The organism is Spiroplasma endosymbiont of Aspidapion aeneum, from assembly GCF_964031045.1.
Taxonomy (GTDB): Bacteria; Bacillota_I; Bacilli_A; order Mycoplasmatales; family Mycoplasmataceae.
On sequence record NZ_OZ034994.1, the window covers coordinates 789,310 to 814,973 of the forward strand.

The window sequence follows — 25,664 nt, forward strand, 5'->3', positions numbered from 1 at the left end:
AAATTATAAATCAAATTATAATTAAGAGATCTCATCATAACCCATTTTCTTTAAAAGACTTCCAGATCTTGTTCAATCTTCTTTAACTTTTATATAAAGTTCTAAATAAACTTTACAATGTAAAAAGTCTTGAATCTTTATTCTAGCATCTGTACCAATGGATTTTAATTTAGAACCCGATTTTCCAATTAATATTGGTTTCTGAGAATTTCTTTCAACAAAAATAGTTGCATTAATATAGAGGGTTTTTTCTCTATCCTCATATTTTTCAATTAGCACCGCAGAAGAATGTGGGATTTCTTGTTTTGTTTTAATTAATATTTCTTCACGAATAAGTTCTTTGATAATAAATTTGTTTGTTCTATCAGTTATTTGTTCAATTGGATAATATTGGATGTCGCTATATGGAAGTGAATTATAGACTTTTTCAATTAATTGATCAAGGTTTTTATTTACTGGAGAACTTATCTTAACAATATCAACTCAACCATCTCATAATTGTCGCCATTCTTTTTCCTTTGCTTCAACATTTTCCTTTTCTAAAAGATCAATTTTTGTGACCACAAGGATTACTGGAGTATTAAATTTAATAATTTTTTCTAATAAAAATCTATCATTTTCCCCTATTCATTCATTGCATGGCACAACAAATAAAATAACATCACTGTCTTTTGAAGAAGAAAAAATAATTCTATTCATGTAATTATTCATCTCCTTTTTAGATGTATGATAGCCAGGAGTATCATAAAATATAATTTGTCCAGCGTCAGAATTAAAAATTCCAGCTATTCTATCTCTTGTTGTTTGTGCAACTGGGGTAACGATAGAAATTTTTGTACCCAATAATTTATTTAATAATGTTGATTTTCCAACATTAGGTCTTCCAATTATTGATACAAATCCAGTTTTAAATTTCTTCTCTTCCATTATCTAACTTTCTATATTTCATTATTTGAATAATCAATTTTTTCTTCATCAACAGACTCTGTTGGTAATAATTTGTCCTTATTTTCTTCTAATTCTCTTAGATAATCTTCAAAATCTTCCGGCTTCTCGAATTGAGTAATTACTATCGCCTTAATTTCTGGCTTTTCTTTTAAAATTCAACCATATAAAATTGCAGACCTTAAACTAGCAAATCATGGAATTATTGAGTAAAAATATGCATACATATAATAATGGTCATAAGCATATTCTTGGATCATATATAAAGAGTAAATAAACATTCCTGTACTAACAATAAAAGCTAACCAATAATAAATACAACTATATACATTAAATGGGAAAAAATGACTTCCAACATATAAAAAATAGCTAAATATTAGATAAAAATATGCAATTGGTTCAAATTTAAATTGTGGTCAAAAAACATCAATAAAAATAAAGATATTGGAAAGAATCATTCCATAAATAGCAACGTGTCGTAATATCGCTCTTGCTCTTACTTCTTCTGGGGTTATTCATCTCTTAAATATAAATGCATTTTCCTTATCTTTTGTGTCTTGAAATCGTTCAATTCTTTCTCATTCTCTTTTCCACATATCTATATCTTGAAATATATTTCCCAATGGGCGCATAAATATAATAACTAAGAAATAAAAAACTATAAATAATCAATAATTTCTTAATATATATAAAAGGTCAGAAATGTCATTATATTTGTATAAAAGTCCTCCTCATTTTGCTAAAAAGAAAACCGAACAAATAATAAGGACTTCACCAATATAAAGTACACTACAGAGATTTGTAAAAATTCAACAATACTTTCCCATCGACTGATAAAAAAAATATATTATAACCATAGAAATTATTATTAAATGATAACCAGATATTATCAAAGTAACATTTAATAATTTGTTTTGACTAGGATCTAATGTTCCAAGTTTAAAAACAAATATTTTATAATATATATATAAACAGAAAAACATCAGATAAAATGGTGCTAATCAAATTGATCTTACAAGAACCCTCACACGATATACATAATCTCCCTCAGACATTATTTTAACATACTTAGAAGCTAAAAATTTAAGAGTAAGAAAGTTTCCCATTCCCCCTCTTATCATATTGTCTTGGCGAACATTTGCCCTATTTCTTTTATAGGAACCACCAATTCTATTTATCCTTCTTAAATATCTACTGTATGAACTCATATTTCCTTCTTTTTTATGCAACTATCATATTAAAAATAATAAATATTAATCCTAGAGATTGAATTAAAATTGAAGAATAGTATATTCAAAGATAATTTATTCAAACTTTTTGTTTTTTTGCTAATTGTATTTTTACTATTTCATCATTAATTAATACCTTAAGCCGTTTATATTCTCAATAGCGCAATAAAACTGTAAGGCTAGTAATTGATAGGAATGCAATAAAAATTGATATCATTCCGCTAGTATTATCTGGAGATAAATCTCGAATTCTTATAAGTCAATGAGCAAAATCTGCATAAGTTCCACCAAAAACTATTATTAGGAATAAAAACCATAATCAAAATGTTAATCACGCATATTTGCTTATACAATTTCTAATCATAATTCTAGCAGATCTTTCACTAAAATAGGCAACGACATCACGTCGATTATAGTCCATTGCTCCTCTAAATATTGTTTGTGCGTAATTTTGATCAGAATACAGTCTCTCTTTTGAGACCTTTATCTTTGTATCTATGCGCAAATCGTACTTTAATTTCTCAAATAACTTTGTTCCATCTTTAACTGTAAATAGCTTGCGCTTTAGTAAACGTCAGTGAAAACCAATACAAATAATGCAGCCAAAGGATATCATTATAAAACCAATTATTGCCAAACTGTTTGTGACAATATGATCTAATCTTATAACAACTCAAGACCTCATTTCACCTAATAAATACATTTTTTTATAATTTTCCTTTATCAAAATAATAAGGTAAAAATTCTTCTAATCTTGCTTCTAAACAAGGACCAGATTTGTTAAAAATTGTGATTAATTGTTTAGGATCAAGAACTTCAATCATAAATTGTCGACAAACTCCACACATTGTTCCAATACCCTTAGAGTCTGTATAAAGATAAAAGCTTTCAACATCATCTTTATTATAACCCTGAGATATTAATGATGCAAGCGCACTTCTTTCTCCACAAAGCGATGGTGAATAAGCAGCATTTTCTATATTAATTCCATAAACTTTTTCATTATTCTTTAGCTTAATAATACAACTAACTCTAAAATTAGAATATGGAACATATGCTCTTTTTGCCAATTCTAATAGCTCCTTAAAAATATCATCTTTATTTACCATTTTCTTCATTATCACTCTCTACTTTAAAAAATCTTCAATTCTCGCAACAAAAGGATTATAAAAAATAAATGCTCCGATCGCAATTGACATTATTGAATTCAAGACAGATGCTGCTGCACAAATATCTTTTATTTTCTTAGCGTGAACATTGTATTCAAAACTAAGTAAATCTACAAAATTCTCAATAGCAGTATTTAAAAACTCAATTCCAAATAAGACTCCGATTGTTAGTAGTAAAATTGCTCACTCAATACTATCCAATTCAACTCAAATACCAATTCCAATAACTAAAATTGTTATTATTGCATAATAAATTAGAGTACTTTCCTCTCTTAAAGCAACAACCAAACCCTTAAACGCGTTATGGAATTTTTTTCGTAACTTAAATCCGGGAGATACTCTTCTTTTTGAATTATTATGTTTTTTTTCTTTTGCCATAGTTACCTTTAATTATTATAATATATTTTTAAGATAATAACTATATAAACTAGCCTAAGAATCAATAAAAAAATATTCTTCTCAATACTTATTTGAGACTATAAGTAAGGTTAAAATTACTCATAATCTCTTCTGTTAAAGTAAACATTTCTTCTTCCTCTTTTTTACTATTTTCATGGTCATATCCAAGTAAATGTAAAATCCCGTGCACAATACACCAAACACCTTCACTTTTTAAAGTGTTCCCATTAGTCTTGATTTTTCTTTGCATTTCTGAAAAATTTAAAAAAAGATCTCCAATAATTCTTTCTCCTGTTTGTAAAAATAAATTATCATCAACCTGAAAACTTAAGACATCTGGAATATAGTTTTTTTTTCGATATTTTATATTTAATTCCTTTGCTTTCGTGTCATTAACTCAAAAAATTGCCAATTCACAATAATAGGAAATTTTTAGTTTTCTTAGGATAAATAAAAATATCTCATCTATATAATCTTTTGTAAATATTTCTTTAATTTCAATGCATTTTTCATCGTTTAAATAATAATCCAGGCAATATCTTTGCAAACAAATTTCTCCTCTATCTTACTTTTTAAACATAAATGAAATTAATTTTTTTTCTAACTTAACAGACTGGTTTTTTAGACTAGCAGATACTCTTCCAAAATAGATAGTTGCAGAATATGTTTTGTTGTTTTGTATATTAGTAAAATCATCATTACTAATAACATGCATTCATTGGTCCATTTGACTTTGACATACCTCAGCATAATTTGTATAAATTCTCTTATACCAATTACCAACGGGAAAATCATTACTTGGAGGATTGGGATTATCTTTTTCATCTTCAAATGGGGTTTCACCCTTCTCAGCGCCAACATTAACTTCTTTATTAAATTTTACATTTGGAGACAAACTATTATACGTGTTAACAATATCTGATTCTGATAATTTTTTTATTGATTTATCTAACACAGATGCGATTTCGTCTTTTAATATGTCCATTCGTGTACTCAATCATAAATTATAAAAAGAATCTAAATAAGATTCATCAACTTGACCTTGGGGTAGCAAACCGTTATATAATTTTGCATTTCCAAAGTAAATATTATCAATCCTTTTATTTAAAGGTATTAGGTTTTGTTTTGTAGCATCTTTTGGCACATTGTTTGAATGTGCAAAGAGTGTTTGCAAGGAAAGGTTAACAACAGTGTTTTCAGAAGAAACACCGCCTTTAGTGTACGTTGTATCATATATATTATATACACCATCTTTTCATAGAGGCTTTGATGCATCAGAACCTTCTTCTGGATTTAATGGATCTGGTGGTGATGATGGATTCTTTGGATAAAACTGTGTGGTCAAATTTAATAAGGAATCTTCCAACGATGATGAAACGCTTGCCATTACTTTGTCTGGACCACAACTTTGAACAGAAAAAAAAGATTGAGCACAACTTGTTGTTAGTCCTAAAGAACTAAGTATAGACAATAATTTTTTCATTTATAACCTCATTTTTCATATATTAATATTATAATATAAATGTTACCAATATTTTAAAATTTTACTGCAAATCTAATAAAATTTATATCCTCAAATTTACATTTTATTTTTTTATTAACACCTTTAACTAAATAACTAAACATAAATTCATTATTTTCATAGGATTCTAATGTTACATTATGGTAGAAATTTTCTTTCTTGATTTCCATATATAAATAATTAGATATTTGATTAATTAGTTGTTCTTTAGAATGAATTCTTCTTTCTAAACCAGCAGAAGCGACCTCTAAAATATATTCAGAGCAAAGATCCTCATTATCATCCAATATTAAAGAAATTTCCTCATTTGCTTTAATTAAAAGATCAAAATTAACTGTTGGATGATTTTCATCATGTTGGAGCAAAATTTGCAAAACATTCTTATCAAATTCTTTAAGCATATTTATTTCATATATCTGCAAATTTAATTTATCAATTATCGGTTTAATTAATAGTTGTATTTTTTCTTTATCAATTTTTAAGTTCATCTATATATATTATAACTCAAAAGTTAATTGATTACTTGGTTTTAATGAACTTGTAATGCCTAATTCAGTAAATTTTTTAAGATGAGTTTTATTAATAATTGTTCTATTTTCTAAGTCTTGGATTGAAGTTATCTCAGATTCATCCCTTGCTGTGATTATTGATTGAGCAACTGTTGGTCCTAGAGAATCAATTACAACAAACGGCAAATAAATTTCTTTTGCTTGTGTATTTTCGTTAATAACTATTTTAAAATCTGCAGCTTGAGATATATTAAAATCAATATTTTTAAAGATAATTCCTCTAGAAAGCATTTCATATATAACTTCATAAAAAGCTATTTGTTTATCTCCATCTGTTAATTTATATTGCATAGATGTTATTTCATTAATTTTTTTTAATGAGTAGCTTTTATCATTTAAAAAAGCATGGATATCAAACTTATCTGTTCTTAGTGTTAGTCATGCTGTATAAAATTCTTCTGGATAATACAGTTTAAACCAAGCTATGCGATATGACATAATAACATATGCTGTTGCATGGCCTTTTGGAAAAAGATACTTAATTTTTAAGCAAGATTCAATATACCAATCTGGAACATTCGCTTTTTTCATTTCATTAATTCACTCTGGCTTTAAACCATTACCTTTACGCACACTTTCCATTATTGAAAATGATAATTTCTTATCCAATCCTTTTTCAATTAAATAAACCATTATATCATCTCTACAACCAATAACTGTTGAAAGTGTTGCTTTTTTTTCTTTTATTAATGTTTGAGCATTCCCATTATAAACATCTGTTCCATGTGTTAACCCAGATATTTGAACTAAATCTGAAAAATTTTTAGGCTGAGTCTCTTTTAGTACCCCCCTAACAAAACGGGTTCCAAATTCTGGTAAAGCTATTGCACCAGTTGTTTCATCAAGGTCAGATAAGTCAATATTTAATTTTTTTAAATTTATAAAAAGAGAGTAAACATTTTCATCATTCATTGGAATTTGTAATGGATCAACACCTGTTAATTCAAATAATTTTCTAATCATAACTGGGTCATCATGACCTAAAAGGTCAAGTTTTAATAAGTTATCGTGAATGGAATGAAAATCAAAGTGTGTTGTTTTTCAGTCTGAATCAATATCATCTGCTGGAAAATTTACAGGTGTAAAATCTTCGATTTCATAACCATTAGGAAGTATAATAATTCCTCCCGCATGTTTTGAGGTTGTTTTTTTAACGCCAGTGATTTTCATAGATAAACGCTCAATTTCTGCCTTTGTAATATTTACATCGCTGCCAACATTTTCCTGGTATTCTTTTACCAAACCAAAAGCAGTTTTATCTGCAACGGTTGAAATAGTTCCTGCACGAAAACAATTGTTTTCTCCAAAAATCTCCTTACAATAATTATGAGCTTGTTCTTGGTAAACACTAGGAAAATTTAGATCAATGTCTGGGATTTTATCTCCATCAAATCCTAAAAAAGTTTCGAAAGGAATATTATGGCCATTACCAATCAATTTTGATTTACATTTTGGACAACTAATTGTTGGCATGTCAAATCCAGATTTATAATCCTTGCCAGCATCAAAATCACTAAACTGACATTTTTGACATAAATAATGTGGTGGCAATGGATTAACTTCTGTTATTTTTGAAAATGTAGCTGTGACACTTGAACCAACACTACCCCTACTTCCAACAACTCAACCATCATCATTTGCTTTTTTAACCAATAAACTACTTACCCAATAAATAACCCCATACTTACAGTTGATAATTGAATTAATTTCTTTTTCTAACCTCTCACTAACAATAGTTGGTAACTTTTGTCCATAGGTTTTAATTGCATTTTTATAACATTCATCTCTTAAATTATTATCACTATTATCCATAACCGGGGGGTACATATCTGTTTTAATTGGTATGATATCTTTATTTATAAGGCTCGCAATTTTATTTGTATTTGTTATAACGATTTCTTCGATTAGTTTTTCATCTTCTAAAAAACTAAATTCCTCTAACATCTCATTAGTTGTTCTTAAATGTTGATTTGGAAAAGTTTTAATTCGATTTGAAAAATCAAATAAAGGATGTCTTGCCCCTTTTAATCATTTAGCATAAATAAATATTTCTTTAGCAGATTTTAAACTTTTATCGATATAATGGGCATCACTAGAAGCTACTAATAATATGTTATTTTCCTTTGCTAATTTTATTATTTTTTTTATTAGTAAAAGTAAATCTCCTTCAGAAACTATATTTTTTTCAATTAAATATTTATAAGATGATAGAGGTTGAAGTTCAATATAATCATACTTTTTAATCTCTTTTTCTAATTTTTCAGAAGTATTAAATAGCCCTAAATTAAAAACCTCACCATCTGCGCAACCAGATCCAATTAAAAGATTCTTATTTTTATTGATTTCTTCTAATTTTTTTCAGGTTATTTTTGGTGAACCTAAATAACCATCTGTGTGAGAGTGGGAAACAATTTTATAGAGATCTTTAATACCTTGAGAATTTTTTACTAAGACATTTAAATGAAACCCACGGTTAATAATTATATTTTTGTCCTTATTTTTTTTAAATTGCTTTATTAATTTATTAATATCGTCAATATTGTGTATGTCAAAATTAAGTCTTGCATAATTTATCATATTCTCGAATATATCTTTTAAAACTTCAGCATCATAGTCTGCTCTATGGGCATCTTCCTCATTATAATTAACAGAATATTTTCTAGCAACAACTCCGAGACGGTGACTTTTCAATTTTGGCCATAAACATCTAGCTAATGGTAATGTATCAATAACAGTGTTTGGCATTATGTCATATCCAAGTTTTTTCAATCAAGAATTTAAGAAACCCATATCAAATGAGGCATTATGAGCAACAAGAACAGCATCACCGATAAATTCTAAAATTCTTGGCATTTCTTCTTCTATAGATTTTTTGTCATTAAGTAAATCATTTGTAATATGTGTAAGATTTGTTATATAACTGCTTACTGGTTTTCTAGGTTTTATAAGAATATCAATTTTTTCATTCTTACCAGATTTACTGTTATATTTAACTGCTCCAAATTCAATAATTTCATTTAGCTCAGGACTTAGTCCTGTAGTTTCTAAATCAAAAACTACAAAATCGACTTCAGTAATTTTTTTTGTAAATTGTTTTTCAACAATATTATATTTTTCATCAATAATATTTAACTCACATCCATAAATTACTTTTATTTTTTCTTCATCATTTAAACCTTTATTAATTTCCTTTTGAGCTAAAAATATATTTGGAAAATTTTGAACATTAAGATGGTCTGTAAAAGCAATTGCCTTCATACCCAATTCCTTTATGTATTTTAAATAATCTAATGGTGTAGAAATACCATCATAGGTTGACATATTTGTATGTGTATGCAGTTCAACCCTTTTTACTTTTGCATCATCCAAAATTTTTACATTGCTTACTTTTATTTTTTTATACTTTGTAATTGAAAATTCATACTCCTTTTCAAAATCACTGTATAGATAATCACCAAGAATTGAAATTCAATCACCAATTTTGATAAATTCTTCTTTGTACTTTATGTGTAAGGTATTATTTTCATCATATTTATTAAAGAAATTAAGACTATTTGAATTTTTGGGTTCAAATAATTTGGCAATTATAGTTGAATATCCATCAAAAATATGCAATTTATATATTTTAAGACCACTAGATGTAACAGTTATAATAATTTTTATTAATTCACCATGAACAACAATTTTTCTTGAATTTTTTTCAATTTCTAATAGTGTATTAAAAGTTTTTTCATCTAAATTAACTTTCGAAGATTGTGATCATATTTTTTTATTTTCCTTTTTAGGAGTTGAATTAATAATTGGTTTTGTTTCTAACTTGACAATACTATCATCAATTTCTTTTTTTGCTATATTTAAAATAGATTCATCAACTATAATTTTTGTATTAAAATATCCTAAACCATATTTTTGTAAACGAATTTTTAAATAATCAATATTCTCTTTTGCTTTTTGTCTAAGATTTTCATCAGGGATAATAAAATCAATATTGTTATTATCCAAATCTAACCTTATATATTGTTTTTTAAAAAGGACAGATAAAAAACCATCATTGTTTTGACGAACCCTTGTATAATGAATGTGTTCTAGATAATCAAAAAAGATCTCATCTGTTAAATGTGCTTTAATAATATAAATCGCACTGATATGGGTATTTTCAAAACCCGGTTCTAATTTCTTTAAAATTGATGTTGGTAAGAAAATATTTGCTAGAACCTTAATTCGAGCAATAGATTTTACCTTATCATAGACAATATTATCAGAATCGATCCTTAATTTCGACAATAAAGCCAGCTCTGAATCTTGAAAACTGTTATTAGATGCTTCAATAATTTTTTTAATGTAATCGTCCATTATTTACCTTTTCTATCGTGTTATATCAACAACTGTTGATAAAATTATCAAACCAAGCATAATACAAATTCCAATGCCATATATCCAATATTTTGTTTTTGTATTAATTTCTCTTTTTAAAACCATTTCAATAAAATTTTCAATCATTCTATATCCATCAAGTGGAGGAATAAATAACATGTTAAACATAAATAAACTTGCACTAATTGAACCGACAAATAAGAAAAATTGAGAAGAATTAGAAATAGATTTAGAAGCCACATTAATAATACCAATAGGGCCTGATAGACTTTTAAAATTACCAACAAAAAGATTTCCAAATGCTTTTATTGTTGAAAAAATTTGAATGAATGTTTCTTTTAGTCCAAAAACAAATGCTTGAGATGAAGATAAAAAATAATGTGTTGGCGGAGATATTCCAATATTGTCACCCGGTTTGTATGGGTGATTTCCAATCATAGAATAAAAAATTTTATTGTTAATAAATTTTTCAGAATAACTATCTCGTTGACGAAATAATAACTGCACGTCAAATTTTAACTTACCACCTTTATTATCTAATGATTTTGTTGAAGCAACTTGGTCAATAAATGAATATACGGTTGTGTAATAAGTTGGTGCATTTTTACTATCTTTTTTAAGGAAAACATTTTCTTTTTTATAGTTATCTGCATAGGAATAATTTTTGACATTTGTATAATCTATTTCAGGATCACTATTAGTAGTAGCCTTGTCTTTATCGTTGTCTAAAGAAGAAATATTTAAATAATATTTATTTTCATCACTATTAAATGATCAAATTCTCATTCCAATCAGCGTTAAATCTTGTTCATATTTCAATTTAACATCGCCTTTATTAACTATTTCATCTGCAGAACTTTTAGAAATTGAAGAATAATTTGCTCCATAAAAATACATGTCATTTGAGTAATATTTATTAACACCAATAACAGTACTAAATAAAAATAAAGCAATAACTAAATTTACAAGTGGACCACAAATAATGAAAATAGTTTTTTTTCAGCGATTAATAGATTCAAGTTTTCTCTCGTCAGGAACATCCTCATTTTCCCTACCTTTTGGTGGGTCAACATCTTTTGAAGCTATATAATTAAACCCTCCAAATGGAAATATTTTAAATTTAAACCACGTTTCTTTTCCTTTGATTGTAAATAATGTTGGCCCAAATCCAATGGCAAATTCATATACATATGCTCCCGATAATTTAGCAACAACAAAATGACCCAATTCATGAAGTGTAATTAATATTAATAATGAAATAATACCAATTAATATTCCTAGAAAAATAGCCATTTACACTCCTAATTTTTTTGTAATAAATAATTTACCTTTATATTTTAACTTAAAGAATAAATTAATATAATGTTTATTATATATTTTCAATAGATAGTAAAGTTTTTTGACAAATTGCCTCGTGAAATTTTGAAATTTCTGTGTAATTTTTTAGTTCTTTATTTACACTATTTTTATAAACTTCTGCAACTACCTCTGTTATTTGATAAAATTTTATTTTTTTTGCAATAAAAGCACTTACACAAACTTCATTAGCAGCATTTAGAGAAATAGCCTTTGAGTTAAAAGAATTAATAGCATCGAATGCTAATTTGATCGGTATAAATCTTTCACGGTCTATTGCTTGTAGTGAAAAATTAATCATTTTTGAAAAATCAATGTTTTTTTGATTAAAAAAAGAATGAAAGCGACAATCATTTAAAAAATAACTAATCACTTGCTGCATGTCAGGAAGTGAGAATGACATTTTATATGAATCATCGTTAAATTTTAACATTGCGTGAACTAGTGATTGTGGCTGAACCAAAACATTAATATTTTTTGTTTGAAACATATTAGATGCTTCAATAATCTCCAATGCCTTATTAAACATTGTCGCACTATCTATAGTTATTTTTTTACCCATCGTTCATGTTGGATGTTTAAAAACTTCATCATAACTTACATATTTTGTCTCATCAAGAGACTTATTAAGAAAAGGGCCACCAGATGCTGTTATAATTAATTCTTTAATATCCTCGCTTTTTTCATTTTTTAAAAGCTGGAATAGTCCTGCATGTTCACTATCTAAGGGAAAAATTTTTGCTTGAGTATATTTTTTTAATAAATCATTAATTAATTTACCAGCAGTAACATATGATTCTTTATTTGCTAAGAATATAATTTTATTTTCTTCAATTGCTTTTAAAGTTATTTTTAAACCAGCAAAACCAGAAACAGCATTAATTATATAGTCAAAATCATATGCAAATAAATCTAATATGTTATTATGTTCATGTATATTTTTAACACCTATAAAATCTCTTAAACTTATTGCTTTAATAGAATCAAATTTTTTGATAATTTTTTTTATTGCCATTTTATTAGTATAAGCAGATACACATACTAATTCATAATCTCTGTTTTCTCTTAATAATGACAAAGCTTGTAAACCAACAGAACCAGTTGCGCCAAAAACTGCAATTTTTTTCATAATTTAATTTAAAACCACTACAAGCAAAAACATCAAGAAAAAACACAGGGTAACAGAGTCTACTCTATCTAACAATCCCCCATGCCCTGGAATTGTTCTTGAGTAATCTTTTATTTTATTTTTTCGTTTATTATAAGAAAACAAAAGGTCACCCAATATAGCAATAAAGGGAAATACCAGTGATAATGAAAAGTATATAAATATTACTTTTCAATCAGAATTTAACTCCATCATTGAGGTTCTAAATGGCGCATTCTTATGTGATGGTGATGAATAATAAAAAGCAAAGCAATAAACAAGACTTACTATTAATGCACATGCATACCCAATGTATGCCCCTTCTCATGATTTATTTGGGCTAATTTTGGGAGCTAATTTTGTTTTTCCAAATTTTGAACCACCAAAATATGCAAATGTATCTGAGCATATAGCAATTAATCAAATTCATAAATTAGTATTATATGAATAATATGCATTTGTTTTATTAGTAACTTCTCCAACTCTTAAACTAACAATTGTAAAACCTTTATAAGCAAAAACTATAATAATAAACAAAATTGTAAAAAATAGTGTGTCCTTTATATCTTTATATATAGAGATAAATATTACCAATAATATAATTTCTCCAATAGTCAAAACAGAAAACATGTAACCTTTTAATCAACTAAGATTTAGATGATTATAGAAATCAAAATTATACATTTGTGACGAGGTTGGAAAAAGAAATAAAACAGTTCCCATAATATTAACATATAAATATAAATATCATTTCCCAATCTTATATGATTTAGTTAACTCGATTAGCGCTATATTTATTATTAATAAGGAAATTCCAATACAAATATAACCAAGAATTTTAGCAAAACTATACTGATTGTAAAAAATATAAAAGAGACCAGAAGAACAATAAATAAATAATATTATAAGTAAGAATGTTGCAGATAAAACCCTCAAAAAAAGATTATTTGAAAAAAGAAAATTATCTTTTTTGTCACTTTTTGTCTTTACAAAATTATTAACATTATCCTTATCTTTTACTCTTCTATTATTCATTTTTAAGAACATCTCCAAATCTGCGTTTCCTACTATAATAATTTTCAATTGCTTCTTGAAAATCATTCTTATTAAATTCTGGCCAGTATTTATCGCAAAAATACAACTCTGCATAATATAACTGCAATAATAAAAAATTTGAAACTCGGTTCTCACCACCAGGTCTTACAAGAAAGTCAACAGGTGGTGACTGATTTGTGTACATATATTTAAATAAATCTATTTCCTGAAAGTTTTTAAGGAAAGTATTTTTATCTTTATAATCATTTAAAATATTAGCTATAGAGTATTTTATTTCTTCAAGACTCCCATAATCAATGCATAAATTTAGTGTTAAAATTTGATCTTTAATGTTTGTCTTATTTTCTAACAATTCAAGTTTTTCTTTTATATCTGCTGAAATCTTTGTACGTCTACCAACTCATATAACTTTAATTTTGTGTTTCGTTGAAAATTTTTTATATCTTTTATAAAATGTGCTAATCAAATTAAATAGATAACTAACCTCATTTATATCACGCTTTCAATTTTCTGTAGAAAAACAAAATAATGATAGATATCTAATATCTTGTTCAATTGTTCATTCACATAATTCTTCAATTTTTTCAAAACCAACTTTATGTCCGTATGAACGTGGTTTACTCTCCCTTTCTGCTCAACGGCCATTGCCATCTAAAATTATTGCTAAATGTTTAAGTGAATGGTCCATCACTTTAATTACTTAACCTTAACTATTTGTAATTCTCTAAAAGGTTTTGTAAGATAATCATAGCCATTTTCCTTAACGAGGATATCATCTTCAATTCTTACTCCACCAATTCCGGGAATATATATTCCCGGTTCCACTGTTACACACATATTTTTTTGAAGAAGCGTTTGTGAGCCCATTGCATTACGTGGTTCTTCATGAATTTCAATCCCTATTCCATGACCAGTTCCATGAGTAAAATACTCTCCATAACCAGCTTTTTCAATAATCTCAAAGCACTTTTTATGAACATCTTCACACCTAATACCAGGTTTAATCATTTCAATCCCAGCAGATTGCGCTTTGTAGACAATATCATAAATTTCCTTAAGTTTTGGGTTAAAATTTTGACCAATAGCAAATGTTCTTGTTTGGTCAGAACAATAGCCATTATAAAAACAACCCATATCTAATGTAACAAACTCATTCTCAGAAATTTTTTTATCACTAGGGACAGCATGCGGTTTGCTACCGTTTTTTCCACTAGCAACAATAGTGTCAAAACTCAATTTATCTGCACCAAATTTTAGAAATGTATCTGAAACAAATCTAGCTAATTCTTTTTCTGTTATCCCTGGCTTCACGAAATTTAACACCTCTAAAAAAACTTCGTGTGTAATATCACAAGCTTTTCTTATTTGGTCCACTTCTCATTGGTCTTTGATTTCCCTCAAAGCAATAAAATTATAACCAATAAAGTTTGCTTTAATCTTTTGTTCTCACTCTTTTAAAAAAGAAAAATAAACTCAATTTGATTCAAAAATAACATTCTTTGCCTTATGTTGTACAAGCTTTTCATTAATTAACTCATAAATACCTTTAGTATTTGGTGATGAAAATTCAACAATTTCATCGATATTTGTTAATTCTTTTGAAGTTCTTGCAGCTGTTATATATCTTCCATCTAAAAATAGGTATGACTTATCTTTAAATATTAATAAATATCCTAGAGAAGATGTAAATTTACTAAATCAATATCTATTTTCTGGTGAATATAATAAAATACAATCTCCATTATTAGAATCTATTATCTTATTAATGATACTTTTCTTCATACAAACTCCCTTTTTTAAAAAACCCAAATACCTTAAAAATTATTTTTTTTGTTTATGAATAACTCGCAAATCACAAGCAGAACAATATTTTTTAACCGATATTTTTTCCTTTTTTTTATCATTTTTAGCGATGTAATTTTCGTTTTTACATACATCACATCTTAATATAACTCCCTCTCTCATTATTTTCTCCTTATTTTATATCTTATTTAATTTTATCAAAATTAAATAAGATTAAATAGATAAATTAAAGAATTACGTGATTATTTTTAATTGAGGCCTATTTTATTTTCTATTTGCAAAACTTATAAAAAAATAATAATAAAAGCCAAATATTTGCTGTTTTTTTTTGATATGATTTTTAAATATATAATATAATAGTATTGATACAAAGATAGGAGATTATATGAAAAAAATACTTTCAATATTAGGGGCATTTTCTATTGCCGCTAGTTCTTCTTCAACGGTTGTGAGTTGTACTTCTCCATATAGATATTGAAGTGCATTTGAGAATAAAATAAAAAATAGCGAAACTTTTCTTGTATATTATCATGTAAAAGATGATCCTGGGTCAATTAGTTATGAATCTGATATAAAATTCACAGACAACGGTGTTAATTATTATGATTCTAAAATGAAGAGTATTTATAATGAATATTTAACAAATTTATCAATACATTCAACATCTCCAAAAGATCTTACAGATAATGATGACTACCGCCTAAATGGCTATGGTAATATTTCTAGTTCTAAAAAAATAGATAAATTAGAATGAACAGTTGACTCTGCAAAAGATATGTTTGCAGAATGATGAAGTAAAAAAGTATGGGGATGAATAAGACAAAGTCTTATTGAGAACTATTATTATTATAACTTTGAAAAAAATAATATAAAAACAAAAATTGCATATAATATTGCAGTCTCTTATGTTAGTACATATTTAAATTCAAGTTTACCAGTAACACCAACAAATTCACCAGTTTTCTTTTTAGTTAGAGGTGGAAAATTCCTTAATTTTGTTCCTTATCATACATCAAAAGATGCAGATGATAAAAATAAACCGGATGCACCAAAAATAAAAGATACTGCAAATTATAATACGCAACAAGAAAGAATTGATGATTTTACAAAAAGTATCAAAGAATCATTCGTTGATGACCAACAATATTCCCAAACATTAATTTCTGCTATTGATAAAGCGAATGCTGGAAGTAACAAAGGTGGTGGAGATACACCAGCACCATCACCTAAAAATTAGTGTTACCAAATAATTTATACAATACAAATTAATTGAAGCTGTACAAATTTTGAATATATTTTTTCAAATATAGAATACGTTTTTTTGTAAATTTAAAGCCATTTTAATGATAAAATATATTTTAATATTTAATTGCAAATACTTTATAAAAGGTGTTGCAATTATTTTTTTTATTTATTATTTTATAATTACAAAGTAAATATTTATCTACTTTTTATAAAAATCTAAAAGTTCTCATTAAGTATACAAGAGACCAGATGTAAATTTAGTATACTTAATCTCCTTTATTTTATTGTTATTATAATTACTATTTCTAAACACTAATTTGTATATAAAAAAACCAATTTAACATTGGTTTGTTTCAAAAATGGTCCCCGGGGCCGGACTTGAACCGGCACGGTAGTTTAATACCGCTGGATTTTAAGTCCAGTGCGTCTACCACTTCCGCCACCCGGGGATAAAAAAATAATGGTGTCCCGTATAAGATTCGAACTTATGACCCACTGGTTAAAAGCCAGTTGCTCTACCGGCTGAGCTAACGAGACAATATTGGCTGGGCTAGCAGGATTCGAACCGGCGCATGAGGGAGTCAAAGTCCCTTGCCTTACCACTTGGCTATAGCCCAATAAAAATGGTGGGGGATGACGGATTCGAACCGCCGAACCGTAAGGAGATGGTTTACAGCCACCCGCGTTTAGCCACTTCGCTAATCCCCCGATAATGGTGCTGACTAAAGGGATCGAACCTTCGACCTATTGATTACTAGTCAATTGCTCTACCAACTGAGCTAAATCAGCATAAATAAATAATCCAATTGTCTTGAGGTTTTCATCCTTAGTAGACAAAATAAATTATATCATAAATTAATATGTTGTTTGTTAAAAAAAAACACATATTTTTAAAATTAACTTGTCATATGTTTAATTATAATAGGTTTATGGCTTATTTTTGGTTTAATAGATATAATTTTTTTCGCCTTAGATACAAATTCATCTTCATTATTAATGTTTGTAAACAAAGTCATAATAATGTCCCCTTTTAATACCCTATCATATGTTTGTCGATTTAGATATATTCCAGCGCCATAATCAAGGATATCATCTTTTTTAAACCTTCCAGCACCAAGTAAAGCAGATAATATCCCCATATCATATGCAGAATTATATTCAAGATACCCATCTTTATCTGCTCTTATCTGAATTGAATATTTAGTTTTAAAATTATCGTTATAATTTTTAATTAATGAGAAATCTCCTCCTTGTGACGTTATCATTTTTTCTAAGAATATAGCAGCTTTTTTTGTTTTTAATATATCTAAAACAATTGCATTTGCTTCATTTATATTTGCAGCTTTTTTTGTTAAAACAAGTGCTAAACTACATGCACATGTTACCAATTCAACAAGATCTTGAGGGCCTTGCCCATTTAGTGTATCATATGCCTCTTTAACCTCTAAAGCATTTCCTATCGCTTTTCCTAAAGGTTTATTCATATCCGACATTATAATTCCCAAGTGACGATTGAATCTTTTAGAAAGCATAATTATTTTTTCAGCTAATTTTTGGGCTGCATTTTCATCCTTCATAAAAGCCCCGTCACCCACTTTTATATCCAGAATTATATAATCTGTAGGTAAAACAAATTTTTTCGACATAATTGATGCAGCGATTAAGACCAAAGAATCGACTGTTCCTGTGACATCTCTTAAAGCATACAATAATTTATCTGCAGGAACAACTGAATTTGATTGACTCATTAAAGAAAATTTATGGTCATTAAGATTCTTTTCAAATTCATCATTTGAAATTTCACCAGTTCAACCCTTACAACTTTCCAATTTATCAATTGTACCACCAGTCTGAGCCAATCCCCTTCCAGATATTTTTCCAACAGCAACACCGAGATAGGCCAATATCGGACCAAATATTAAACTAACTTTATCTCCAACTCCTCCAGTCGAGTGTTTATCAACGCAAATATCTTTAAAGTTATTTAATTTATATTTGTCACCAGAATCAACCATTGCTTGGGTTAAAAAAACCAATTCATCATCCGTTAATGAGTTAAATCAAGTTGCCATCAAAAAACTTGACATTTGATAATCCTTAATATTATTTCTTACAAATTCATTAACCAAGAAATAGATCTCTTCTTTATTTAGCTCAATATTATTCTTTTTCTTTTCAATGATCTCTATAAATGTTGGCATATGTTAATCCATTTCTATTCATCTATTTTTATTTTATCAAATCATAATACTTTATACCTAATTTTTTCTCGTGTCTTACAACAGGTAAGTTTTTAGTGTCTATTTCTTTATATTTATTATAATTATCGCGCACTGTTCTTTCCACAATTTTACTTAATACATCAGGTTTCATGACAATTGCTTTTTCTTTTAATATAGGTTTTGCAAAGACAACTTTTACTTCTCTAATCATTTTTGTTTTTTCTTGCAACTTTATAGTATCAATAATAGAAACGGGAACAACTGGCACATTAGCCATTTGTGGGAGTTTTAATGCTGTTGGCAAGAAATCATATATTTTATCATCAATATGACGTGTTCCTTCTGGAAATATTGTCATTGCTCTTTTATAATTAACTATTAAACTTTTAGCTTCATTAAATGCTTCGTGTGCACTTCTAGGATTTCCCCTTTCTAATGGAATTGAATCAATTATTGAAGCAAAACGACCAAATTTAGAAGAAAAAATTTCTTCCTTTGCTATAAAAGCTATTGGTTGGTGTTTTGCAAAATCATTGATTGCAAATAAAATTACAGGATCGAAATTAGATTTGTGGTTAGGTACTAAAACAAGACCTTCATCAAGTCAATTTTCAATCCCAAAAACAGAAATTTTAATTTTAGCAATTTTTAAAACTTTATGAGTTTTTTTCTTTAACCAAGTATATCGGTATTGTTCATTATAATGATTTGGGTCCTTTTTTAGATAATTCATCATTTTTTTTGATTTTCGCATCAATCGATAAAAAAATCATCAATGAAAGGCAACTTTTCATTTGGAAATATAAATTTTTTCTTTTTTATCCTCAAAGCTTACTTTTTCATTAACAAGTTCCTTTGATAACTTTGATTCACTTATAACATCCGTGTTATTTATAGTTAACTTTTGTTTACTTTTCATCTAATTTCTTCTCTCTATTATAATATAAAACATTAAATTCGGAATATGATTTTTTTTCACTTAAATAAAATTTATCTAAACTAAATTTGGGAAAATAAACATCCCCATAGTTTTTATGTTTAATTATACTTATCACTAATCGACTAGCATATGGTAACGCTATTTCATAAATTTGTGCTCCGCCAATTACAACTATTTCTTCTTCGCTATCATTATTATCTTTTAAAAATGTATAAAAATCATTAATAAATACGACATCTCGATATTTATCTTTTAAATCTACATTATGACTAACAACAATATTTTTTCTATTTTTAAGTGGCACACAATTTAATGATTCAAATGTTACTCTTCCCATAACAACAGTCTTATTTAAGGTATAATTTTTAAAATGTAATAAATCTTCTTTAATATACCAAGGAACTCTGTTTTGATAGCCTATTACATTATTTTCTGTCATTGCTCAAATTAAAGTGATCATCCTACACAGCTACCTTTCCTTTAATTACTGGGTGAGATTGGTAATTTTCTAAAATTATATCTTCAGCTTTAAGGCTAAAGATATTATCTTCAGATTTGATGTTGATTGTTGGAAGTTTATATGGCTTTCTTTTAATTTGAAGATTAACTTGTTCTAAATGGTTAGTATATATATGACCATCACCTATTGTATGGATAAAATATCTTGGTTTTAATTTGCATTCTCTAGCTATTAATATATTTAATAGTGAATAAGAGGCTATATTAAATGGGACACCAAGGAATATATCTCCACTACGTTGATAAAGTAAAAGGTCTAATTCTCCTTCATTTGTAACAAATAATTGAAAAAGTGTATGACACGGGGGCAAGGCCATTTTATTGATTTTTGCTGGATCTCAAGCACTTACAATATGTCTACGTGAATTTGGGTCATTTTTTAAATTACAAATTAAATTCTCTATTTGGTCAATACCATTAAAATTTCTCCATTGCTTTCCATATACTGGGCCAAGTTCGCCATACTTTAAGGCAAAATTATGATCATTGATGATTTTTTCTTTAAATTCTTCGATTGATAAATCATTATAATCTGAAGATTTTTTAAATATTTCATAAGGTCATTCATTTCAAATATTAACATTATTTTTAACCAAATACTCAATGTTAGTATCACCTTTTAAAAATCAAAGAAGTTCGTGAACAATTGCCTTAAAATAAATTTTCTTTGTTGTTAGTAAGGGAAACCCCTTTGTTAAGTCATATCTCGATTGTAACCCAAATAAAGAAAGTGTTCCGACTTTAGTTCTATCTTCTCGAAATTCACCATTTTTTAAAACTTTTTTTATTAGGGATAAATATTCTTTCATAAAAACCCACCTATTTATATAATATATTATTTACACATAAATAAGTGAAAAAATTAAAGGATTGCAATCGCAATGGTATATTTTTTTTCATGTGATATTGAAACAGAAATCGCTTCCAATCCTTTTGTTTGAACAATTGGTGTACCATTTTCATCATAACCAATATCTATATTAGCAAATTCGAAATTTTTACTAACAACTTTATAAATAGCCTCTTTGCATGCTCATCTTCCAGCTAAAAACTCTATTTTTCTTTTTTTTGTTAATAACATTAAAAAAATATTTAACTCATTGTTAGATAAAATTCTTTTTATAAATCTATCTCTTAATTTCACCCTTTTGTTTTCCACAATATCAACACCAACTGCCATTTTCTTGCTATTTGTTATATTCATCTGTAATAAATTTAAAATACTTTTCAATAACAAAGAAGTGTCTAGCGGTTACTTGGTTATCGGTTTTGGGAGATTCTTTTGATGGTGATGGGTCATCTGGTGTATAACGAGCACCAAAAATTAATTTCATATATTCACCACTCGGAACTATTTCCATTCCTTTTATTAAATATAATGATGTATAAATATTTGGCATAAATTGAAATGTCCCGTTATTTGCATATTTATAATTAGTTTGAAAAAGATTTTGTAGAAAATTATACATCAATTCTGGGTCGTTACAAACTTTATAAATATATCTATCCCCAGCACCGTCAGATTTCATTTTATTTCCAGCAACAATAAATTGATTATAAGTTGTGTTAGTGGTACTTTTGCTAGATGCTCAAGTGTAAAATTGTTTAAATCCATTTAGATCTAAAGCTTTTGATGAGCGTTTAGTTTCTGATATAAACTCATTAAATTCATTCAATAGTTTTTCAACATCTCCATAACCAGATTTTATATTATTATCTTGGTCATATTTAACATGACCAGTTGTCACAGCCCCTAATGATAACAACATTTCTGTAAACATTCTTACAAATGAACGAGATTCAATTGGTAGTAAATCTAGTCAGTATTTGATTGGAAAATCTTTAATATTTGATGAAGCATATCCCTTAACAATTATATCTTGAAGGCCATCTAATTTATTTGTTAATGAGTTAATATTAAAATTATCCTTTTCTCCATTATCAACTATTGTTTTAAGAGGGTTTATTATATACTTTTCAATTCCTTTATAAACAAAATTTCTTCCAACGTGTAAGCCATCATAAATATGCCCAGAAATAGAGTAATCATTATAATCATTTGTTCCATTTTCAATTTTAGAGACAATATCCGTTCAATCTGTACCCAGGCGAGTATCCTTCTGATCTTTTATTTGGCTATAATTAATGCCTTTTTCAAAGTAATTAAGAGCATTTTTATAGTCATTGTGTTGAAGATATTTAAGCGCTGATTCTTGGTCGCAACTTATATTTATTGCTTGTGTCTGTTGTTTTGATAGTGTCATACCTGTTGTTGTAAATAAGGGAAATGAGGCAAATAAATAAATTGGATATGCATAGCAAAGTCCATTAATAAAACCAAATAAAATACCAATTGTAGCTTGAACATAACTGTTTAATTTTATATTTGCAAACATATATCTAAATACTTTAAAATATAAGATTATTAAAATAATGTTAAAAACTACAAAAAAGAAGAAATAGACAATTAAAAATATAATTTCTGAATACATAAAATTAACAATAGACGAAATGCCACCAGAATCTGTGAACTTAGGTGGAGAAATACCAGATTTTCCAAATGAAATAACAGAAAATAATGAATTTATAATCGTTGACATAAAATTAAAAAAACTATTAACATTTCACATTGAATTTATTTTATTAATAAGTAATGGTGCAATAGCATTTGTGACCACTTTTGATAAGAAATAAACAATTGTTACAACAACTAATTCACCAACAAGAAAATATAGCGCAGCTCAAAAACCACGCATACAACCAATGATAATACAAGAAACTATTATCACCAGAATAATTGTATCATAAATTCATCAAGGACCAATATTAATCATTTTAACCTCTTTTTTTTGACAATATAATTTAATTATACATTTTTTAATGTAAAATTAAATTATAAAAGGAATTTATAAAAGCAAAATATATTAATAAGAGCCTAATGTTGATAACTAGAACATAATTATAATTTTATTACTTAACACGCCGCTTTAGCAAAGATGTTATTGCATATAAAAGATAATCGTATAATGTTTAAAATAATGTATAATTTATTTTTATGTCAGCTATATATATTCAAAAAGTTTGGTTTTTATTATTTTAACAAAAAAAGAACGGGATAAAAATCAATGAATTTATTAAATCAAGATATAATTGGATGTGATGAAAGTGGTGTCGGAGATTACTTTGGACCAGTTGTTTTTGCTTGCTGTTATATTTCAAATGAACACCGCGTGGATAATAAAATAAAGAACCTATTAATTGATAGTAAAAAAATTACAGATAGAGATATTGTAGATTATTACAACAAAATAAAAGATTATTGTAAGTATGAGGTTTTAGTTGATAATGTATATGAATTTAATAAAAAAATGGCAACTATAAAAAATCAAAATAAAATTAAAGTTGATAATTATTATAAACTTGTTGAAAAAATGTTAAACAATAATTCGGAACTAAAAACAAAAGAAATAGTATTAGACCAATTTACAACTATAAATAAGTTTAATGAGTTTTCACAGAATAAAAATAAGGATATTTCATTTAAACTACTAACAAAAGCAGAAGATTCATATTTAAATGTTGCTGGAGCTAGTATTATTGCGCGTTATCACTATTTAGAAGAAATTAAAAAAATAGAATCTGAGTATAATTTTTGTGTTTTAAAGGGTGCTAGTTCAAAAGTTAAAGATCTTGTTTTAGAATGCAAAAAGAGATTCCCAAACAAATGAGAATTTATTATCAAAAAACATTTTAAAATTTAATAAGAAACAACAAATCAATAAATTGGGTTATTGCCAGTTGATGACATTAACTTTACGTTTCATCCAATATTTGAATATATATCATTTAACTGACTTACCGAGTAAAACTTAAGCATTGCATATTGTGAAAGACCGTATATCAAATATTGACTTTTTGGTGGTGAATATTTTATAAAAAAGAAGGATGCAATAATTGTTGCTAAGAATAGTATTACAGTTAATAGACTAGGAATAATCATGTAGTTTAAATCCTCATAATTATAATTCATTAAATGACACATAGCAGCACCGACTGAAATACCAGACATTATACCAATGATATCTTGATAATCTCCAGCAAACAAAGAAATTAAAATAATTAATATAGTTGGTGTAATTAATTTTCTTTTAAGTAGTGTTTTTGCAACAGACTTTTCTGTGTGAATTGATACCACAAAAGCTTGACCAATTATAATTGACATAACAATAAATACGCCAGAAAAAACATACTCTGTAAATACTAATGAGAAAAATAAGCCTAAAAATATATAAGAAGTAAAGAAAGTTAATAAAAATTTATTTTTTGAACTTACACCGGTTACCAACTTGACTAAGATTGGTAAAAAAATCCAAACAATTATTAAATCAATAATTGCATATATTATGTTTCCGCCCTTTGAATAACCAGTGTTAAATACAGACATCCCATATGTGAAAATCCTTCAATATTGACCAGCTTTTAGAAATATTGTTCTATTTGTAGCTGTAAAAAAAACATCAGCCGTGCTTAAATCTGTTACCATTGGAAAAAATCCTTGTGACTTTCCATAATAGAATAATGCAAGTAGTGCTGTGGGAATGAAACAAAACCATACACTAAAAATTTTAGATGTTACAGTATTCACCTGCAATTTTTTTGAGAAATTTATAAATTCTTCTCTTAATTTATCTTGACCGTTTTTAGTAATTTGTTTTTCTTGACCAACATAAATATTCTTTTCTTCTATTTTACTTTGTGAACTTTTTTCTTCTGTGAAAAAAACGTAATTTTTAATATCTTGAAAATAATAAACCAACTTAAATCTTGCATCCTCAAAACTTGAAAGATAAATATTGTCTTGTGAACTTGTAAATAAGGATGAATTGGGCACAAGAACAAGGTTTAAAACAATTATTTTTTCTCTTTTATTTGCTTTGACGATATTCTTTACTATATCAACGTTTGTATTTGGAGCATTTATATCTCCAGAAATTATTCTAATTATTTTATATCCACTTCTATTTTTTTGGGAAACTAAAAAAACATTATTATCATCTTCAAAGTCCTTTAAAGCTGAATAATTATTTATTTTTGTAAAATAATGGATTAGATTTAATTTTAAATCTGAAAGACTTGTGTTCAATGTAATTTTATCCTTTCATAGTTTTA

General features: G+C 26.9%; 24 protein-coding genes and 5 tRNA genes. 2 read left to right on the forward strand and 27 right to left on the reverse strand.

Annotated features, from left to right (window positions below; translation table 4 throughout):
* Positions 1–21: 21 nt before the first annotated feature.
* The 15 genes from era to rpmG form a co-directional block, all read right to left on the reverse strand.
* Entirely contained in the window at positions 22–927 is a 906-nt protein-coding gene (gene era / locus AAHM97_RS03490; protein ID WP_342268558.1) for a GTPase Era, read from the reverse strand.
* Between the two features lie 11 nt (positions 928–938).
* Positions 939–2,153: a hypothetical protein gene (locus AAHM97_RS03495; protein ID WP_342268559.1), complete on the reverse strand. Its 1,215-nt coding sequence runs from the start codon at positions 2,151–2,153 to the stop codon at positions 939–941.
* A gap of 13 nt (positions 2,154–2,166) precedes the next feature.
* Entirely contained in the window at positions 2,167–2,877 is a 711-nt protein-coding gene (locus AAHM97_RS03500; RefSeq protein WP_342268560.1) for a hypothetical protein, read from the reverse strand.
* A 4-nt stretch (positions 2,878–2,881) separates the two neighbouring features.
* Entirely contained in the window at positions 2,882–3,292 is a 411-nt protein-coding gene (cdd, locus tag AAHM97_RS03505; RefSeq protein WP_342268561.1) for a cytidine deaminase, read from the reverse strand.
* Positions 3,293–3,301: 9 nt separating this feature from the next.
* Positions 3,302–3,721 (reverse strand): diacylglycerol kinase family protein, encoded by a 420-nt coding sequence (locus tag AAHM97_RS03510; protein WP_342268562.1) that lies wholly within the window; start codon positions 3,719–3,721, stop codon positions 3,302–3,304.
* 88 nt (positions 3,722–3,809) lie between these two features.
* Complete coding sequence (ybeY, locus tag AAHM97_RS03515) at positions 3,810–4,289, reverse strand: rRNA maturation RNase YbeY (RefSeq protein WP_342268563.1); 480 nt, start codon at positions 4,287–4,289, stop codon at positions 3,810–3,812.
* An 18-nt stretch (positions 4,290–4,307) separates the two neighbouring features.
* Complete coding sequence (locus tag AAHM97_RS03520) at positions 4,308–5,225, reverse strand: lipoprotein (RefSeq protein WP_342268564.1); 918 nt, start codon at positions 5,223–5,225, stop codon at positions 4,308–4,310.
* 53 nt (positions 5,226–5,278) lie between these two features.
* Positions 5,279–5,752, reverse strand: a complete 474-nt coding sequence (locus AAHM97_RS03525) for a hypothetical protein (protein ID WP_342268565.1) — start codon at positions 5,750–5,752, stop codon at positions 5,279–5,281.
* 9 nt (positions 5,753–5,761) lie between these two features.
* Positions 5,762–10,186, reverse strand: coding sequence for a PolC-type DNA polymerase III (locus AAHM97_RS03530; protein WP_342268566.1), 4,425 nt, complete (start codon positions 10,184–10,186; stop codon positions 5,762–5,764).
* A gap of 12 nt (positions 10,187–10,198) precedes the next feature.
* On the reverse strand, positions 10,199–11,500 hold the full coding sequence (rseP, locus tag AAHM97_RS03535; protein WP_342268567.1) for an RIP metalloprotease RseP: 1,302 nt from the start codon (positions 11,498–11,500) through the stop codon (positions 10,199–10,201).
* Positions 11,501–11,576: 76 nt separating this feature from the next.
* Positions 11,577–12,692, reverse strand: coding sequence for a hypothetical protein (locus tag AAHM97_RS03540; protein WP_342268568.1), 1,116 nt, complete (start codon positions 12,690–12,692; stop codon positions 11,577–11,579).
* Positions 12,693–12,695: 3 nt separating this feature from the next.
* A complete protein-coding gene (locus AAHM97_RS03545; RefSeq protein ID WP_342268569.1) occupies positions 12,696–13,745 on the reverse strand; it encodes a phosphatidate cytidylyltransferase in 1,050 nt (349 codons plus the stop codon).
* Positions 13,738–14,454 carry a polyprenyl diphosphate synthase gene (gene uppS / locus AAHM97_RS03550; protein ID WP_342268570.1) on the reverse strand — a complete coding sequence of 239 codons (717 nt, stop codon included), beginning with the start codon at positions 14,452–14,454 and terminating at the stop codon, positions 13,738–13,740. Before uppS ends, AAHM97_RS03545 begins: the two co-directional genes overlap by 8 nt.
* An 8-nt stretch (positions 14,455–14,462) precedes the next feature.
* The gene (locus AAHM97_RS03555) at positions 14,463–15,548 is read right to left on the reverse strand and encodes an aminopeptidase P family protein (RefSeq protein WP_342268571.1); all 1,086 of its coding nucleotides are present in this window, start codon (positions 15,546–15,548) and stop codon (positions 14,463–14,465) included.
* 39 nt (positions 15,549–15,587) lie between these two features.
* Positions 15,588–15,731: a 50S ribosomal protein L33 gene (gene rpmG, locus AAHM97_RS03560; protein WP_342268572.1), complete on the reverse strand. Its 144-nt coding sequence runs from the start codon at positions 15,729–15,731 to the stop codon at positions 15,588–15,590.
* Between the two features lie 223 nt (positions 15,732–15,954).
* On the opposite strand from rpmG, the gene AAHM97_RS03565 reads away from it, so the two are divergent.
* The gene (locus tag AAHM97_RS03565; RefSeq protein ID WP_342268573.1) at positions 15,955–16,806 is read left to right on the forward strand and encodes a lipoprotein; all 852 of its coding nucleotides are present in this window, start codon (positions 15,955–15,957) and stop codon (positions 16,804–16,806) included.
* A gap of 368 nt (positions 16,807–17,174) precedes the next feature.
* On the opposite strand, the gene AAHM97_RS03570 is transcribed toward AAHM97_RS03565, so the two are convergent.
* The 11 genes from AAHM97_RS03570 to AAHM97_RS03620 all read right to left on the reverse strand — a co-directional run bounded on the left by AAHM97_RS03570 (position 17,175) and on the right by AAHM97_RS03620 (position 23,329).
* Positions 17,175–17,263 (reverse strand) — tRNA-Leu (locus AAHM97_RS03570).
* A 12-nt stretch (positions 17,264–17,275) separates the two neighbouring features.
* Positions 17,276–17,351: transfer RNA gene (locus tag AAHM97_RS03575), tRNA-Lys, on the reverse strand.
* A 5-nt stretch (positions 17,352–17,356) separates the two neighbouring features.
* A tRNA-Gln gene (locus AAHM97_RS03580) sits at positions 17,357–17,431 on the reverse strand.
* A gap of 7 nt (positions 17,432–17,438) precedes the next feature.
* Positions 17,439–17,522 (reverse strand) — tRNA-Tyr (locus tag AAHM97_RS03585).
* Between the two features lie 5 nt (positions 17,523–17,527).
* Positions 17,528–17,603, reverse strand: a tRNA-Thr gene (locus AAHM97_RS03590).
* A gap of 107 nt (positions 17,604–17,710) precedes the next feature.
* Positions 17,711–19,015 (reverse strand): thymidine phosphorylase, encoded by a 1,305-nt coding sequence (locus AAHM97_RS03595; RefSeq protein WP_342268574.1) that lies wholly within the window; start codon positions 19,013–19,015, stop codon positions 17,711–17,713.
* A 28-nt stretch (positions 19,016–19,043) separates the two neighbouring features.
* A complete protein-coding gene (locus AAHM97_RS03600; protein WP_342268575.1) occupies positions 19,044–19,955 on the reverse strand; it encodes a lysophospholipid acyltransferase family protein in 912 nt (303 codons plus the stop codon).
* Positions 19,945–20,436 (reverse strand): dihydrofolate reductase, encoded by a 492-nt coding sequence (locus tag AAHM97_RS03605; protein ID WP_342268576.1) that lies wholly within the window; start codon positions 20,434–20,436, stop codon positions 19,945–19,947. The genes AAHM97_RS03600 and AAHM97_RS03605 overlap by 11 nt, the downstream gene beginning before the upstream one ends.
* A 1-nt stretch (position 20,437) precedes the next feature.
* Positions 20,438–21,304, reverse strand: a complete 867-nt coding sequence (gene thyA, locus AAHM97_RS03610) for a thymidylate synthase (protein WP_342268577.1) — start codon at positions 21,302–21,304, stop codon at positions 20,438–20,440.
* 53 nt (positions 21,305–21,357) lie between these two features.
* Positions 21,358–21,699, reverse strand: a complete 342-nt coding sequence (acpS, locus tag AAHM97_RS03615) for a holo-ACP synthase (protein WP_342268578.1) — start codon at positions 21,697–21,699, stop codon at positions 21,358–21,360.
* Positions 21,683–23,329, reverse strand: a complete 1,647-nt coding sequence (locus tag AAHM97_RS03620; protein ID WP_342268579.1) for a CvpA family protein — start codon at positions 23,327–23,329, stop codon at positions 21,683–21,685. The genes acpS and AAHM97_RS03620 overlap by 17 nt, the downstream gene beginning before the upstream one ends.
* 291 nt (positions 23,330–23,620) lie before the next feature.
* Between AAHM97_RS03620 and AAHM97_RS03625 the strand changes: the two genes are divergently transcribed.
* Complete coding sequence (locus tag AAHM97_RS03625; RefSeq protein WP_342268580.1) at positions 23,621–24,256, forward strand: hypothetical protein; 636 nt, start codon at positions 23,621–23,623, stop codon at positions 24,254–24,256.
* Here the strand turns inward: AAHM97_RS03625 and AAHM97_RS03630 are convergent.
* Positions 24,253–25,638 (reverse strand): hypothetical protein, encoded by a 1,386-nt coding sequence (locus AAHM97_RS03630; RefSeq protein WP_342268581.1) that lies wholly within the window; start codon positions 25,636–25,638, stop codon positions 24,253–24,255. The two genes, AAHM97_RS03625 and AAHM97_RS03630, sit on opposite strands and share 4 nt — an antisense overlap.
* Positions 25,639–25,664: the final 26 nt, after the last annotated feature.